At 54.9% G+C, this 16,020-nt stretch carries 10 protein-coding genes and 1 pseudogene; 9 read left to right on the plus strand and 2 right to left on the minus strand.

Features of this window, described 5'->3' with window-relative positions:
• Nucleotides 1-58 precede the first annotated feature (58 nt).
• The 3 genes and pseudogenes from IE090_RS17435 to IE090_RS17445 form a co-directional block, all read left to right on the plus strand.
• Nucleotides 59-595: pseudogene (locus IE090_RS17435) on the plus strand (IS3 family transposase); the annotation flags it as partial.
• Between the two features lie 80 nt (nucleotides 596-675).
• Entirely contained in the window at nucleotides 676-1,515 is an 840-nt protein-coding gene (locus IE090_RS17440) for an EamA family transporter (RefSeq protein ID WP_189390403.1), read from the plus strand.
• Between the two features lie 105 nt (nucleotides 1,516-1,620).
• On the plus strand, nucleotides 1,621-2,571 hold the full coding sequence (locus IE090_RS17445; RefSeq protein ID WP_189390404.1) for an RsmB/NOP family class I SAM-dependent RNA methyltransferase: 951 nt from the start codon (nucleotides 1,621-1,623) through the stop codon (nucleotides 2,569-2,571).
• Between the two features lie 103 nt (nucleotides 2,572-2,674).
• Here the strand turns inward: IE090_RS17445 and IE090_RS17450 are convergent, their stop codons facing one another.
• Nucleotides 2,675-3,796 carry an alkane 1-monooxygenase gene (locus tag IE090_RS17450; protein ID WP_189390405.1) on the minus strand — a complete coding sequence of 374 codons (1,122 nt, stop codon included), beginning with the start codon at nucleotides 3,794-3,796 and terminating at the stop codon, nucleotides 2,675-2,677.
• Between the two features lie 164 nt (nucleotides 3,797-3,960).
• Between IE090_RS17450 and IE090_RS17455 the strand changes: the two genes are divergently transcribed.
• From IE090_RS17455 to IE090_RS17475, 5 genes are all read left to right on the plus strand, one after another.
• On the plus strand, nucleotides 3,961-4,620 hold the full coding sequence (locus tag IE090_RS17455) for a GntR family transcriptional regulator (RefSeq protein ID WP_189390406.1): 660 nt from the start codon (nucleotides 3,961-3,963) through the stop codon (nucleotides 4,618-4,620).
• Nucleotides 4,621-4,623: 3 nt separating this feature from the next.
• Nucleotides 4,624-8,127, plus strand: a complete 3,504-nt coding sequence (smc, locus tag IE090_RS17460; protein WP_189390407.1) for a chromosome segregation protein SMC — start codon at nucleotides 4,624-4,626, stop codon at nucleotides 8,125-8,127.
• A 217-nt stretch (nucleotides 8,128-8,344) separates the two neighbouring features.
• Nucleotides 8,345-9,499, plus strand: coding sequence for a cell division protein ZipA (locus IE090_RS17465; protein ID WP_189390408.1), 1,155 nt, complete (start codon nucleotides 8,345-8,347; stop codon nucleotides 9,497-9,499).
• Between the two features lie 48 nt (nucleotides 9,500-9,547).
• On the plus strand, nucleotides 9,548-11,602 hold the full coding sequence (gene ligA / locus IE090_RS17470; protein ID WP_189390409.1) for an NAD-dependent DNA ligase LigA: 2,055 nt from the start codon (nucleotides 9,548-9,550) through the stop codon (nucleotides 11,600-11,602).
• Entirely contained in the window at nucleotides 11,602-12,279 is a 678-nt protein-coding gene (locus IE090_RS17475) for a transglycosylase SLT domain-containing protein (protein ID WP_229815821.1), read from the plus strand. Before ligA ends, IE090_RS17475 begins: the two co-directional genes overlap by 1 nt.
• Here the strand turns inward: IE090_RS17475 and IE090_RS17480 are convergent.
• A complete protein-coding gene (locus IE090_RS17480; protein ID WP_189390410.1) occupies nucleotides 12,231-13,619 on the minus strand; it encodes a solute carrier family 23 protein in 1,389 nt (462 codons plus the stop codon). The two genes, IE090_RS17475 and IE090_RS17480, sit on opposite strands and share 49 nt — an antisense overlap.
• 327 nt (nucleotides 13,620-13,946) lie before the next feature.
• Between IE090_RS17480 and IE090_RS17485 the strand changes: the two genes are divergently transcribed.
• Nucleotides 13,947-15,710: a PAS domain S-box protein gene (locus tag IE090_RS17485; RefSeq protein WP_189390411.1), complete on the plus strand. Its 1,764-nt coding sequence runs from the start codon at nucleotides 13,947-13,949 to the stop codon at nucleotides 15,708-15,710.
• Nucleotides 15,711-16,020: the final 310 nt, after the last annotated feature.

Raw genomic sequence — 16,020 nt, forward strand, 5'->3', positions numbered from 1 at the left:
GAACTAAAACTTTAGCGCTTTTGACGCTGGAACCAAATGGGAGAGCGTCCATCCCATCAGTCAACACGCGCTGCCGGTGGCAGAAAATGTGCTGGATCGAGCGTTTTCTCCGAGCGACAAAAATCGTGTGTGGACGACAGACATCACTTACATTTGGACCTTGCAAGGCTGGGTTTATCTGGCGGTGGTGATCGATTTATATTCGCGCCGAGTGGTGGGCTGGCATTTAGATCGCCATATGGAAACCGCGCTGGTCAGTCGAGCGCTTATGATGGCCATTAACTTGCGCCAACCGCCTAAAGGACTGCTCCACCACTCGGATCGTGGCAGTCAGTACGCCAGTCATGCCTACCAAACGCTGCTGAAACAGCATGGCATGGTGTGCTCAATGAGCCGCAAAGGAAACTGCTGGGATAACGCACCCACAGAGCGTTTTTTCGGCAGCCTTAAACGCGAGTGGCTAACGGGAAATATTTACGCGACTCGAGAAGATGCCGTGGCCGATGTGAGGGAGTACATTGCCTATTACAACGCTCGCCGTTTACACACGACGCTGGGCGATGCAACACCGATTGAATTTGAAAAATGTGCTTAGAAAAGTGTCCGGTTTGGGTTGACCACAACAGGTTATATAAAGGGCAATAAATGGTCTGCTAGCCAAAGGTGTATGTCACTGTGTCTGTGTTAATCGCTTTACTCTCTGCCTGTGCTTGGTCGCTGTTTGATTTAAAGCGCAAGCGCCTGGTGCAGCAGGTGCCGTCTTTGCCGTTGGCAATGTGGCTCAGTGCCTGTGTGATTCCCGTGTATGTGTTGCTCTGTTGGTGGTCGCAACCGACTTGGCCCGGAGCTGATTATTGGCTGCCGGCGCTGGGCAGTTTGTTGGTGTCGACCATGGCGGCGGTGTCCTTTATTCAGGCGTTAAAGGTGGGCCAGATTTCTCTATTGATGCCGGTATTGGCACTCACGCCGGTGATTTCGGCTTGCTTGAGTTGGTGGTGGCTGGCAGATGGCTTGGCGCTGCGTGAGCTGATGGCCATGTTGGTCATCGTTATCTTATTGTTTTTGTTGCAGGGCGGTGCGAATTTTCGCTGGCGCGCAGGCATGGGTTATATGCTGCTGGTGGCTCTCGGCTGGGGCACGGGCACGGTATTCGATAAATGGGCATTGGCGTCAGCCGAGCCCTTTGCCCATGCTTTAGTGCAAAGCAGCGGCATGCTGGTGTTGCTGGCGCTGGTGTTGGCTGTGCGTGGTGAGCTTAAGCAAGCGGCGCCCCGGTCTTTGCCATTCGCTTCTTTGTTGCTTGCAGCCTTGGTGTTTGTATTGGCCGTATCGGCGCAGTTGTATGCACTGCAATCCTTGCACGCTGGCATTATTGAAACCATTAAACGTGGCGTGGGTATGCTGGGCGCGCTGCTGTGGGGCGTTTGGTTGTTTAATGAGCGCATTGAGCGCTCGCAGGTGTTATTGGTCGTGCTTTTGGTGGCGGCCATCGCCTGGCTGATGTGGCCAGCGTAACGCTGTGGCTAAAGTATGAAGAGCGTTTTTTGGTATTATTTCACTTTTGGGTACATGGTTTGCCCACAGACCGAATGCCCACAAACCGAAAGAGTGTAAGCCTGCATGTTACCCAGCGATTTTAGCCAGCGATTCGATCAACTGTGCCCGCCTGAACTCTACGACCAAGCTCGGCGCTCCTTTGACCAGCCGCGTGCGGTAACCTTTCGGGTGAATACGCTGCGCGACGGCCATGAGAACGTTATTGAACGCCTGCAGGCGCAAGGGGTGTCTTGTGAGCCGGTGGAGTGGAGCCATAGCTTGGGGTTGCACGCCTGGCAGGTGGAGGCCAGTCAGCGTGAGGCGCTGACCTACAGCGCCGAGGCCGAATCCGGTGATATTTATATTCAAAGTTTGTCGAGTATGCTGGCACCTTGGCTATTGCAGCCCAAGCCGCAAGACTGGGTGTTGGATTTAGCCGCTGCGCCCGGCGGCAAAACCATTTTATTGGCGCAAATGATGGGCAATGAAGGCCGCATCAGTGCGGTGGAGCCGGTGAAAAACCGCTTCTTTCGTTTGCGCGCCAATTTAGAGCGCATGGGCGTCGACAATACTCAGTGCTACATGAAAGATGGCCGCGCCATCGGCTCAATAAAGCCTGATACCTTTGATCGCATCATGCTGGATGCCCCGTGCTCGTCTGAGTCGCGCTTTAAAACCTACGATGCCAGCTCCGTAGAGCATTGGTCGCTGCGCAAAGTCGCGGAGTGTTCCAAAAAGCAAAAACGTCTGATTCAAAGTGCCTTTGATGCCCTGAAACCTGGCGGTGTGCTGATGTATTGCACTTGCTCGTTTTCCCCGGAAGAAAACGAAGTGGTCGTCAGTCAGCTGCTGAAAAAGCGGCCGGCGCAACTGCTGCCGATTGAACTGCCAGACAGCATCAATAACGTGTCGCTGGGCATTACCGAATGGCAAGGCAAAGCGCTGCACCCAGATTGCCAGCACAGCGTGCGTGTTTGGCCGAGTGAGCAAATGGACGGCTTTTACCTAGCATTGTTGCATAAGCCTCTAGCTTAGGTAGGGTCATAAGCTTCTGGCTTAGGTAGGGTAAAAAGAGCCTTTGAGATATTACTTCTAGTGAAGCGGTAGCGAGCACTGCTACCGCTTTTTAGGTTTGGCTTCAGGTGCCTTGCAGTTGATGCTCTTCACCTCGGTAATAGCGCTCTACCCGCGGATTCATTACTTTAAACCACAAGGGTGGAATCAGTGCTAACACCACCATGCTGGCGTAACCGCTGGGCAGTTGTGGGCTTTGCTCGTGATGGCGCAGCACCTGATAGCGGCGTTTAGGGTAGGCGTGATGGTCGGAGTGGCGTTGCAGTTGAAATAAAAACAGATTGGTCAGCAAATAATTGCTGTTCCAGGAGTGCTCAACGTTGGTGCGCTCATAGCGACCATTGTCGAGCTTGCGACGATGCAGGCCATAATGCTCGACGTAGTTAATGATCTCCAGCAGGGTAAAGGCAAAAAAACTCTGCGCAACAAAGAAAAACACCCCCAGCCAGCCCCATAATACGCCGCAGCCCAGTGCCATTAAGGCGCTGATGCCATACCACCAGATCAGCTCATTGCGCCAGTGAAAAGCGCCGTGTCCCTTGCGCTTTAGGCGTTTGGCCTCCAGCTTCCAGGCATTCAGAAAGTTATGCCAGTAGGCGTGCGGTAAAAATTGATACAGCGACTGGCCAAATCGCGATGACGACGCATCCTCCGGCGTGGAAACATGCACATGATGGCCGCGCACATGCTCCACTTTAAAACCGGCGTAACTCACGCTGGCCAATAACAGCCCGCCGGCCCACTGCTCTAAGCGCGGATCTTTATGAATCAGCTCATGGCCAACATTAATGGCGACCACTCCGCCGACAGTGCCAATCGACATCAGCCAGCCGAGCTGGCCTAGCAAAGAAAAGTCTGTCGTCATAAAAATATGGCCGGCGTAAGCGATGCTCGCCCACTGCATGGGCAGGCACAAAAGCGTCAGCCAGCGGTAAAATTGCTGCTTTGAGAGCTTTGGTACTTCGCTGTCTTCATCTGGGTTAACCGGGTCTTTGCCAATGATATGGTCCAGCAATGGCACCAAACCGAATACAAACGCCAGGGTAAACCAGGCAAATACATCGGCATGGCCAAAGCGGCTCCACAGAGCCTCGGACGCCAGCAACAGCAAAGGTGGCACCACCACCATGGCGTAGGCGTACTTTTTTAGCGTGATCATCCAGGGTTTGGGCAAATGCTCAAGCATGCTCAGCGCTCCTTGAAATTATTATTGTTGGATTGTCCGACAATAATTGCGTGCTTGAGCGGGGTTGAACAGGGAGGAAGCCGCCAATACCAGGTGTTTGGCGGCCATCCCCCTGATTTAGACGCCTGTGCTATGATCGCCGTCCGTTGGGGAGTGGCTGAATTATGGGTTTGAGCCGAGCGCAAAGTCTGGCAGAGCAAATTGCCGATCACATCGAGCATCGCATCGTAACGGGCGAGATGGTCAGCGGTGAGCGCATACAGGAAGTAAAAGTCGTCAAAGCACTGGACGTCAGCCGCGGCAGTGTGCGCGAAGCGTTATTGCTGCTCGAAGCACGCCATTTGGTGACCATTTTGCCGCGCCGTGGCGCCTTCGTCGCTGAGCTGACGGTGCAGCGGGTCAACAGTCTGTACGACCTGTTTGAGCACCTGTTGATCATGCTAACGCAGCAATTGGCCGAGCGCTGGCAGCCAACTCAGCTGCCGCCTTTGTTAGCAACCGCCGATACGCTGCAGCAACATCAAGGCGCTTATGATGACTTTATGCGCTACGGCTTTGTCTTGATGGAGCGTGCCTTAGGCGTGGTGGCGAACGATTATCTCAGCCAAGTGCTGCTCGACTTGCAACCGGCCATTCGCCGAACCTACGCACTTGCGATGCGCCATTCACAGCGTGAGCGTGACAATGCGCAGCGTTTTTTTGCCCAGTTGGTCGAGGCGGTATTGCAACGCGACGTTGCAGCCATGCCGGCCATCGTGCATAACTACGGCCAGCACCAACGACAACAAGTACTTAATGCCCTAAGAAACGAGGCAACTCACTGATTTATGCGACTCAAAGCCATCAAACTGGCCGGCTTCAAATCCTTCGTTGATCCGACGACCGTGCCCTTTACCACCAATATGACCGGCATTGTCGGCCCCAACGGTTGTGGCAAATCCAACACCATTGACGCCGTGCGCTGGGTCATGGGCGAAAGCTCGGCCAAGTATTTGCGTGGCGACGCCATGACCGACGTGATCTTTAACGGTTCCTCCGAGCGCAAGCCGGTTGGCAAATGCAGCGTTGATCTGGTGTTTGACAACAGCGAAGGCAAGCTGCGCGGCGAATACGCCAAATACAACGAAGTCGCGGTGCGCCGTCAGGTCACACGTGATGGCCAGTCTACTTACTACCTCAATGGCACCAAATGTCGGCGCAAAGACGTCACCGACTTGTTCTTAGGCACAGGCCTGGGGCCGCGCTCCTATGCCATCATCGAGCAGGGCATGATTTCGCGTCTGATCGAGGCAAAGCCTGAAGAACTTAGGGTGTACGTCGAGGAGGCGGCGGGCATTTCACGCTACAAAGAGCGCCGGCGCGAGACCGAAAACCGCATGCGCCGCACTCAGGAAAACCTGGAGCGTTTAAGTGACATTCGCGAAGAACTCGATCGCCAGCTGGCCCACTTGCAGCGCCAAGCCCAGGCTGCAGAAAAGTACAAAGAGTTAAAAGCCCAGGAGCGTGAGAAAAAAGCTCAGCTACAAGCGCTGCAATGGCAAACCCTAGATGCCGATTATCGCCAGCGTGAACAGCAAATCGGCGAGTTGCAGGTCAGCTTTGAATCGCATATGGCGGTCCAGCGCAGTGCCGATGCCAGCATTGAAGAGCTGCGCCTGCAGCACACGGATAAAACCGACGCTTTTAATCAGGCACAAACGGCCTATTACGAGGTCGGCGCACAAATTGCCCGCCAAGAGCAAAAAGTCGAGCACCAGTCGCAAATGTCGTTGCAGCTCGATCGCGACCTGGCCGAGGCCGAGCGCAGCTTGCTAGAAGCGCAAAAAGAACTGGAGCAAGATCAGCTCAAGCTGGAGCAGGTGAGCGAGCAGCGGCTTCAGTTAGAGCCAGAAATGGAGCTGCTGGAAGCGGCGGAGGAAGAGGCCAGCGAAGCCTTGATGCTGGCTGAAGACGCCCAGCGCCAATGGCAAGACGATTGGGATCAGTTCACCCAGCGCGCCAGTGAGCCAACCCGCCAAGCCGAAGTGGCGCAAACGCGCATTCAAAACATCGAGCAGCAACTGCAGCGCTTGCAACAGCGCCAGCAAAAACTGCAGGACGAGCAGCAGCAACTCGAGCACAACCCAGAGCTGGAAGAAATTCAGCTGCTGCAAGAGCAAAGCAGCGAGCAAGAGCTGCAATCCGAATCTCTGCAAGAGCAAGTCGATGCACTGCAAGCTCAGCTGCAACAAGGCCAGGAAGCCCTAGAGCAGCGTCGCCAAGCATTGGATGCCCAGCGTCAACAGCTACAGCAGCATCTCAATCGCCAAACCACCTTGCAGGCACTGCAGTCGGCTGCTTGGGGGGAAGGCTCCGAGGCGGTCAGTCATTGGCTGGAAAGCCATCAGTTGGCGCGCAAGCCGCGCTTGGCAGAAAAGCTGCAAGTCGCCAGTGGTTGGGAAAAAGCGGTAGAAACCGTGCTTGGCGATTATTTGCAAGCGGTCTTAGTCGATGAACTCGACCCTGTGCAGCATTGGCTCGACAGCTTAAGCGACGGTCAACTGGCGTTGTGGCAAAGTCAGCCGGCCAGCGGCGAAGCAAAGCCTGAGCAGCTGCTCAGCAAAGTCAGCAGCGACATCGATGTCGCGCCTTTATTGGCAGGGGTGCTGGTGGCGGAGGATTTGGCCACCGCACTGGCGCAGCGCCAACAGCTGCAGCCGCAGCAGTCGATCATCACGCCCGAGGGCATTTGGCTGGGCCGCGACTGGCTGCGCATTAATCGCCAAAGCGGCGATGAAGGCGGCATGCTGGCGCGCCAGCAAGAGCTGGAGCAGCTGGAAGAGCTAATCGAACAGCTGGATATGGACGTTGAAGAGGCCGAAGTCGACCTCGATAGCGACCAGCTCAAGCTGCGCAGTCAGCAGCAGCAGCGCGAAAACGCTCAGCGTGAGTTGCAGCAGGCCAGTCAAAAGTTGATTGCTTTGCGCTCACAGTTGGCGGGCAAGCAGGCGCGGGCAGAGCAGTTCGATGTGCGCCGCCGGCAACTCGCCAGTGAGCTAGAGGAAATCACCGAGCAGCAGGAATTAGAACGCGAGCAACTCGAAGTTTTGCGTGAGCAATGGCACGAAGCCATGGCCGCCGTCGACGAAGACACGGATCAACGCGAACAGCTGCAGCAACGCCGCGAACAAGTGCAAACTCAGCTGCAGCAGGCGCGCGCCCAGGCCGGTCAACATAAAGATCGACGCCATCAATTGCAGTTGCAGCTGCAGCAACTGAGCAGCAGCGAGCAGGGCTTGAATCAGGCCATCGAGCGCTTGGGGGTGCAGCTACAAACCGCGCGCCAGCGGCGCGAAAGCATCGTTGAGCAGCAATCGCGCGATCACTCCGCCGACCTGGAACTGCTCAAGGCAGCTTTAGAAGAAATGCTGCAACAGCGCGTCAGCGCGGAAGAGCAAATGCAAGCTCGGCGCCACGAGTTGGAGCAGGTGGATGCCAAGCTGCGTGAGTTAGAGCAGCAACGCAGCGACGCCGAGAAAAAAGCACTGGAAGTGCGCAATGCCCTCGAAAAAGTTCGCATGGAATGCCAGGCGCTGGATATTCGCCGCCAGGCATTAGTCGACCAGCTCAAAGAGAGCGGCCTGACTTTGCACGAGGTTATGCAGGCGATGCCGGAAGAGGCCGACGCCGAGGCCTGGCAGCAGGAGTTGCAGCGCATTGGCGAGCGCATTCAGCGCCTTGGTGCCATTAACCTGGCAGCGATTGAAGAGTACCAGACACAATCCGAGCGTAAGCGCTATTTGGATGAGCAAAACACCGACTTGGAAAAAGCGCTGGAAACCTTAGAAGGGGCGATCAATAAGATTGACCGTGAAACCCGTACGCGTTTTAAAGAAACCTTTGATCACATCAACAGCGGTTTGGCGGAATTGTTCCCTAAGGTGTTTGGTGGCGGCCATGCCTCGTTGGAATTAACCGGCGACGACATGCTCAATACCGGTGTGGCGATTATGGCGCGCCCGCCGGGCAAGAAAAACAGCACCATTCACTTGCTCTCCGGCGGTGAAAAGGCGCTTACCGCCATTGCCTTGGTGTTTTCCATCTTCCAGCTCAACCCTGCGCCGTTCTGTATGCTCGATGAAGTTGATGCGCCCTTAGATGATGCCAACGTGGGGCGTTATGCACGTTTGGTTAAAGCCATGTCAGATAAGGTGCAGTTTATTTACATCACCCACAATAAAATCGCGATGGAAATGGCAGCGCAGTTAATGGGGGTGACCATGCAAGAGCCCGGCGTTTCTCGTCTGGTGAGCGTTGATGTGGAAGAAGCCGCAGAAATGATCGACCAATAACGCTGCGGGTACTTTGGTTGGCGTAAGGCAGGTCAGCAAAGGTAAATCTGCTGCCCGCGGCAGGTAACATGGCCGTGGGGTCTGTTTTCGCTGCATGGGTTGTGTAACACTTTGGTGGGAATGGCCACACAGGGCCTGACCGCTTGCTTGCCGATGGTGGTAGTTTCCGGCAAGTGCAACAACAAATAGCAATATCGGTTTTTTAAGGTACTTAGTTATGGAATGGAGCTGGCGCACCGTCATGATCCTGCTCGGTTTGCTGGGCATGGTGGTGATCCTGATTGATGGTTTTCGACGCATGCGCAGGGCGCGGGCCGAAGCTTTGCGCTTGGACGTGTCCAATGAATTTCGCTTCCCTGATGAAGGGCACAACCCGGAGTTGCCCGGCGGTGGGGCGCGCGTAATCGGCGATGATGAGCCAGAAGCGCCCGCGGTGGAGCGACGTGAGCCAACCTTGAGCTTGGATGATGAGCCTGAACTCAATGCGCCCATAACGAAACAGGCCGATGCCTCTGAGTCTTTTAGCGCTGACGATGGCCCGGACGATATTTCGCAAATACCCAAGGTTAAACCGGTCAATCTGGATGAATCGGTACCTGTGTTGATGGACGTTGAGGAGCTGGGCGATGACGTCGATAGCGCACCCAATTCGGCTGCCGATGACGTTGGCGCTGTTGCTGGGGAAGTTACTGACGAGGTTTCTGATGACGGTGTTGCCCAGTCCGCAAACGCCGAAGCGTCTGACGCTGATGAGCATGCGGCGCCAGAGCACGCCCATTATGACCCGCAGCCCGAGTTGGAGGACCCTGCCAGCATTAACGATCCACACCTGGAGCAAGAACTGGACGATGTGCCTGAGCCGGCGCCAGAGCTGGTGCAGCCGGTAAACTTTGCCTCTCCCGATGCTGAGCTGTTAAGCGAGCGTCCAGCGCCGGAGCTGGTGTTGGTGATTCACGTCCTGTCGCAGGCTGAATCCGGCTTTCCTGGGCGTGATGTGTTGTTTTTGTTCAATAGCTGCGATTTGCGCTATGGCGAGAAGAATATCTTTCATCGCTACGAGCAGCCCGACGGCAAAGGTTGCGTACAGTTCTCCGTTGCCCAAAGCCATGAGCCGGGCAGTTTTGTGCCCTTAGCGATGGCCGACAGCCACTACCCAGGTCTGAGTTTTTTCCTCAGCTTGCCGGGTGCGCACAAGCCGCTTGAAGCCTATGAGGCCATGTCAGAAATGGCGCAGCTGGTGGCGCGCAAGCTAGGCGGTGATTTGCTCGATGGCGAGCACAGCACGCTGACGCCACAAACCATGGAGCACGATCGCGCGCAAATTATGGATTTTGAACGTCGCCAGCGCTTGCAACAGCGCAAGCGCGGCTGATCTCCCGACTCACCGGCGCCATCATGGCGCCCGATGCAATGAAACCACATGACTGACCACAGCCTGCCAGAGTTTGACAGCGCGCAAACGCGCGCCACCGAGCTGCAGCAACTGCTGCACCGCTACAATCAAGAATATTATCAATACGATAGCCCCAGCATTCCGGACGCCGAGTACGATCGCCTGTTGCGCGAACTGCAGCAGCTCGAAGCCGCCTACCCAGAGCTGCAAACGCCGGACTCGCCCACGCAGCGCGTCGGCTCAACACCGCTCAGTGCCTTTGAAGAAGTGGCGCACGAACGCCCCATGCTGTCACTGGATAACGCCATGAACGGCGACGAATTCGCCGATTTTTATGCGCGCTTACAGCGCCTGGCCGGTAGCAGCAACGACATCGCGTTGGTGTGTGAGCCCAAGCTCGATGGTGCGGCGGTCAGCTTGCTGTATGAGCAGGGCCAGCTAGTGCGCGCTGCGACCCGTGGCGATGGCAGTCGCGGTGAAAACATTACCGCCAATGTGCGCACCATTAAAAATGTGCCGCTGACCTTGCAGGGCGATTTCCCCGCGCGCTTGGAAGTGCGCGGTGAAGTCTACATGCCACTGAATGGCTTTGAGCGCTATAACCAGCAAGCGCGCGAGCAGGGCGGTAAGGTGTTTGCCAATCCGCGCAATGCCGCAGCCGGCTCTTTGCGCCAGCTGGATTCCAAAATCACCGCCAAGCGGCCACTTGAGTTTTGTGCTTATGGCCTAGGGGTGGTCAGTGACGAGGCGAGCTTGCCGGATACCTTGTTTGCCGTGTTTGCCTGCATTCGTGATTGGGGCTTTAAGGTCAACGATGAGCTGACCCTGGCCAATAATCTAACCGAGGCGCAGGCGTTTTACGCTCAGTTGGGTGCTAAGCGTCATGGCTTGGGTTATGAAATCGATGGCACGGTATTTAAAGTTAATGATCTGGCCCTGCAGCAGCAAATGGGCTTTGTGGCGCGCGCGCCGCGCTGGGCCATTGCCTATAAATTTCCGGCGGTAGAGCAAATGACGCGCTTAAATGGCGTCGATTTTCAGGTCGGGCGCACCGGTGCGATTACGCCGGTGGCGCGGCTCGCACCAGTGGCCGTAGCTGGGGTCACGGTCAGCAATGCCACCTTGCACAACATGGATGAAATTGAACGCCTGGATGTGCGCATTGGCGATACCGTCGTGGTGCGCCGTGCTGGCGATGTGATTCCGCAAATTGTGTCTGTGGTGCTGGATCAGCGCCCAGAGGATGCCGCCGCTATTCAAATGCCAGAGCATTGCCCGGTGTGCGATTCTCAGGTGGAGCGGGTTGAAGGCGAGGCTGTGGCGCGCTGCACCGGCGGCTTGGTCTGTGCGGCGCAGCGCAAAGAAGCCATTAAGCACTTTGCCTCGCGCAAGGCGCTGGATATTGAAGGCTTAGGCGACAAGCTGATCGAGCAGTTGGTGGATGCCGATTTAATTGACGCCGTTGATGATCTGTTTCACTTACAGCATGAGCAGCTGGTGGCGCTGGAGCGCATGGGCCCCAAGTCGGCGGATAACGTGTTGGCCGCCATTGAAGCGGCTAAGCAAACCACGCTGGCGCGGTTTTTATACGCCCTTGGTATTCGCGAAGTGGGTGTGGTGACGGCGCAAAACCTGGCCAGTTATTTTGGCTTTCTGCAGCGCATTATGGACGCCAGTCACGAGCAGTTGTTGGCGGTGGACGATATCGGCGACATCGTCGCCCGTCATATCGTGAACTTTTTCGCCGAGCCGCATAACCGCAGCACCATCGAACAACTGCAAGCTGCTGGTGTGACTTGGCAGGAGTCAGAGCCACAAACCGCCGCAGCAAGCGAGCTGCCATTGGCTGGGCAGACCGCTGTGATTACCGGCACGTTAACCGCCATGAGCCGTGATGATGCCAAAGCGGCGTTGCAAGCCTTGGGGGCCAAAGTCACCGGCAGTGTTTCAGCCAAAACGGATTTTTTGGTGGCCGGCGAGAAGGCCGGTAGCAAGCTCAGCAAAGCCCAATCGTTGGGCGTTGAAATTCTCGATGAAGCGGCGCTGCAAGCCTTACTGGCGCAGCATGGGGGGCAGGGCTGATGCGTAGGCTGCTGGTATTGGCAAGTGTGCTCTGGTTAGCGGCTTGCTCGACGCCGCAGCCGCGCAACATTAACGATGTCTGTCATATCTATGACGAATACTACGATTGGTACAACGCCTCGAAGGCGGTGAAGGACAGGTATGGTATTCCGGAAGCCGTGACCATGGCGTTTATTCACCAGGAGTCCAAATTCATCGATGACAGCCGCCCGCCACGCAAGTGGTATTTGTGGATCATTCCTGGGCCGCGTCCTTCTTCTGCTTATGGCTATGCGCAAGCCCTCGACAGCACTTGGGAGGAATATCAGCGCTTAACCGGTAACTGGAGTGCCGATCGCGACGAGTTTGAAGATGCCGTCGATTTTGTCGGCTGGTACAACGCGCGCACCATTCGCCGCACCGGCATCGCGCCGCACGATGCTTACCGTCTGTATCTGGCTTACCACGAAGGTGCGGGCGGTTATTTGCGCGGCACTTATAAAAACAAAGACTGGTTATTGCGGGTGGCAAAAAAAGTGCAGCGTCGCGCCAATGCCTACCAGCGCCAGCTAGCCAGCTGCCGCGAAGAGCTCGACGACGGCTGGTTCTGGCGCTCGCTGTTTGGCCAGCAAGGGCAGCCTCCTGTGGGCTACTTATTACTGCCTTCATCGGCAAAGATCATTTCGTCCTCTGGTTGATGCTTGCCCATTAGGCGTGGGCGCTCAATCAGAAAATACAGAGTCAGACCTACCACTAAGGCATAGACCGTTGACTTGGGGTCTGGCATGGCCAGTGTGACCGCCACGATGCCGGCAACGCCGCGTTCGGTTGGGTTCTTGAGCTGCTCCATGCCCACCATGATGCAAATGTAAGCGGTTAAGACCAGCGTGAGCGACAAAGCGATGGGTAAAACTGGCTTAAACAGCGTCACCAGCGGCAAACAAAACAGCGCGATCATGCCTGTCAGCCAGAAAGTGCCGCCACCGCTGTAAATGGAATCCATGGCCTGACGTCCCATGGCGTAACGCTCTGCCACGGTGGCATGAGCTGCGGTCCACAGTGGCCCTGCTAAGCCTGGCCAGGGAGCAAAGAATGCATGAATGCCATTGCGGATGGCAGTGACAGTGTGCACGCGGTTGACATTGGCCTCGATGTGCTCGTCTGGACGAGCCTTATCGATCCGGTCTACTAGGGTAAAGCCGACGATGATGTCACCAAAAGCAATCACATAAGCGATCAGGGCGGTGGGAATGGCCAGTAAAAAGATATCTAGGCTGGGCATGCCAACGGCAAAAATCAGATAGTCAGCCATTAAAGCGAAATCAGGCTGAGTAATGCCCCATTCAATCTGTGGCAACGGGTATTCGCCCACGGCCCAGCCCACAATCATGGCGATGACCATGCCAGGTACCATGCCAAAGTTGGCAATGCGCCGTGCCAGAGGGCTTTGTTGTGCCACATTTTTGAAGCTCAGCGAAAACAACACATAGGCGCAGACAATAGAGCCAATCAATAGCGAGATGGGGGTAGCGTCAATGCGTCCGCCGGTTTTTAACTCGCCCATCAGTGCGGCAATACCTGCGCCAATGATGATCCCAGATTTAAGTGAGTTAGGGATGACCTCCACTAAGCGTGCGCCCCAGCCGCTGAGGCCAAGTATCAAAAAGATCAGTGTGACCCAGATTTGTAGGGCAAACATTGCTTGAATGGCTTCTGGGCCAGGCTCAAACCCGTTCAAAAAAAGAATCACCACGGGCAGAGCGGGTGTGATCCATCCTGGTACTAATGGCACCCCAAGCAGGGCTGGTAACAGGTAGCAAAGGCCACCGATAAACGCATACGCTAGAGCCGCTTCATAAGGCATACCTAGGTATTTCTCCAGCAATGGAATGATGGCCAGCCCTACCACGAACATCACCAGTGCTTGAATGGTCTCTGGTAGTTCCCAACGGTAGTGGATAAATGGCAGACGGATTTTAAACGGGCCTGCAGGCCAGTAAGGCTGCTCTTCACCATGCTTGCGGGTGTGCAAACTCATGATTCTTCCTCGGTAGTCTCAGTTGTTATTTGAGTTCTCTTTAGATATTTAACTGCAGAGTAATTGCACAATAACTGACGACCACAGGGGCGGCGAGGCAGCCAACTACTTCTTTAGTCGTAGTGCGAGACTAAGGTCTTACGTATCGATACGATCGGTATCAGCACTCATTCCAATCAGTTAAAAGTCGATGCGGAGCTCCGCTGCATGGCACAGGGTGGATGGTAATTAAGCGGATGAGGGTGTTACACAGTGTTGTACGTCAGCGGCTCAAAGGCGCTGCCCACATGCTAGAGTACACGTATCTTTTAATCAGCGAGTCCGCCCATGGACGCCTTACTGCTTGCAGTGGCCGCTTTGGCGCTGTTGGGGCTGCTAACGGTATGGTTATTACGCGCTAACTATCGAATGCGGCGCAGCCCCAGCCACAGCGACCTGCTATTTTTACACAGCCCAGACCCTATGCTGGTGGTCAACCAAAAGGGCTTGATTGAGCGTGCTAACTTGGCCGCGCATCAAATTCTGGGCTATGAGGCCGATCAGCTGGATAACAGCGAGTTATCGCGCCTTGTGCCAAATGCTGCTCGTCTTCATCACGATGCCCTGGTCGGTTTGTTTTTTTCCAGCACTGGCGAACAGCGTATGCGTAATCGTATTCGGATTTGCCATGCCGATGGCCATAGTATTGCAGCAGAGATACACCTTGCACTGATCACCCATGAGGGACGCCAACTGGCTCTGGCGGCAATTCGAGATAGCTCGCGTCTGGCCGATGAAGAGCGCAAGTTTCGCGAGCTAGAAAGACGCTATCAAAGCTTGTTTGAGCAGCGAGCAGTGGGGATCGCGGTGGTGAGTTTGGGGGGGCATTTTATGCAAGTTAATGACAGCTTGTGTGCGACACTCGGCTATGCCCGTGAAACTTTGATGACACTGTGCTTTCAAGATATTACCCACCCTGACGATTTGCGCCAAGATGTTGATGAACTGCGGGCGTTACTCGAAGGTGAAAAAGATACCTACGCCATTGAAAAACGTTATATCCGAGCCGATGGCCAAATTATGTGGGCACAGCTGACGGTTAATCTGGTGCGCAATGAGCAGGATAAGCCCGACTATTTTATTTCCAATGTGGTGGATATTTCCCAACGTAAATGGACGACCCAGCTACTGCAAGAATCCGAGGATAAGTTCCGTACCATCGCAGAAACCATTCGCTCCGTCGTGTGGATGGCGACCCCAGGGGCTGATCGCATTCTTTATGTAAATAAGGCTTATGAACGTATTTGGGGGCGCAGTCGCGATATTTTATATGAAAACCCACAAGCCTTAATGGATGCCATCGTGCCAGAAGATCGCAACGCCATACACGCAGCCATGAGTCAGCATCGCCAAGGAGAATGGGAGCTAGAATACCGCATTCGTAATGCGGATGGCCATATACGCTACATCCAAGATATTGGTCATGGCGTGAATGGCGAAGACGGCCAACTCAAGTATTTAATCGGGTTGGCGACCGATGTTACCGAGCAAGTCGAAGCTCGCCGAGCTGTTGAGCAGGCCTTGCAGCGTGAGCAAGAGATAGGCCAAACATTGCAAGAACAGCTACGGCGTGACCCTTTGACTGGTTGCCTTAACCGCCAAGCGCTGTACGAAGAATTAGATGCGCAATGGGGTTTGTATCGTCGCCACCAAACACCCAGCACCATTTTATTTATTGACCTGAATGATTTTAAAAACATTAACGATAATTACGGCCATATTGCCGGTGATCAGGCATTGCTGCTGCTGGCAGATAAACTGCGCAGTATCATTCGTGCCAGCGATTCACTCGCGCGTTATGCAGGCGATGAATTTGTAGTAGTGCTGCCGCAAACAACCGTGCCAGAGGCCAAAAGTGTGGTCGATAAAATTCGCCGTCAAGTACTTACCTTCAGTACCGATGATGGCTGTGAAGTCGCAGTGCCCTTTAGCATCGGCATGGCCTACGTCGGCTACCCAGATGTCGAAGGCCCTACCTCTTGGATTACCGTGGCCGATCAGGCGATGTATCTCGATAAAGATCGTTATCGCCAAGCGAAAGGAGACAAATAGCGTTATCTGGCATATTCAATTTAAACGATTCACGCTATGGGGATCACCGCTGATTGATAGTCATTGTTTGTATGAAATATATCTGGGGTGGGCTATTTAAAGATAAACAAATGCCTTTGTGGCTTTAGCGATTACCGTATCTTTATCAACGGCTGCTCGCCGGCAAAGTCGGGCAGCAGCCAGATCTGTTCGAACTCCCCTTGGTCGATGTTTAATGTGCGCAACGCTTGGGTGATTTGCTCGCGGTTCCAGGCGGGTGTAGTGGTCTAATTCACCCGGACACCTCGTTAAGATAGTATTCATACCAACT

The organism is Bacterioplanes sanyensis (assembly GCF_014652515.1).
In the GTDB taxonomy this organism is placed as follows: Bacteria; Pseudomonadota; Gammaproteobacteria; order Pseudomonadales; family Oceanobacteraceae; genus Bacterioplanes; species Bacterioplanes sanyensis.

What these genes read in the sequence shown, in the direction of transcription:
- IE090_RS17445 (WP_189390404.1), top strand. Translation starts at nt 1,621, where the DNA reads ATGTTACCCAGCGATTTTAGCCAGCGATTCGATCAACTGTGCCCGCCT.
- IE090_RS17450 (WP_189390405.1), bottom strand. Translation starts at nt 3,796, where the DNA reads ATGCTTGAGCATTTGCCCAAACCCTGGATGATCACGCTAAAAAAGTAC.
- IE090_RS17455 (WP_189390406.1), top strand. Translation starts at nt 3,961, where the DNA reads ATGGGTTTGAGCCGAGCGCAAAGTCTGGCAGAGCAAATTGCCGATCAC.
- smc (WP_189390407.1), top strand. Translation starts at nt 4,624, where the DNA reads ATGCGACTCAAAGCCATCAAACTGGCCGGCTTCAAATCCTTCGTTGAT.
- IE090_RS17465 (WP_189390408.1), top strand. Translation starts at nt 8,345, where the DNA reads ATGGAATGGAGCTGGCGCACCGTCATGATCCTGCTCGGTTTGCTGGGC.
- ligA (WP_189390409.1), top strand. Translation starts at nt 9,548, where the DNA reads ATGACTGACCACAGCCTGCCAGAGTTTGACAGCGCGCAAACGCGCGCC.
- IE090_RS17475 (WP_229815821.1), top strand. Translation starts at nt 11,602, where the DNA reads ATGCGTAGGCTGCTGGTATTGGCAAGTGTGCTCTGGTTAGCGGCTTGC.
- IE090_RS17480 (WP_189390410.1), bottom strand. Translation starts at nt 13,619, where the DNA reads ATGAGTTTGCACACCCGCAAGCATGGTGAAGAGCAGCCTTACTGGCCT.
- IE090_RS17485 (WP_189390411.1), top strand. Translation starts at nt 13,947, where the DNA reads ATGGACGCCTTACTGCTTGCAGTGGCCGCTTTGGCGCTGTTGGGGCTG.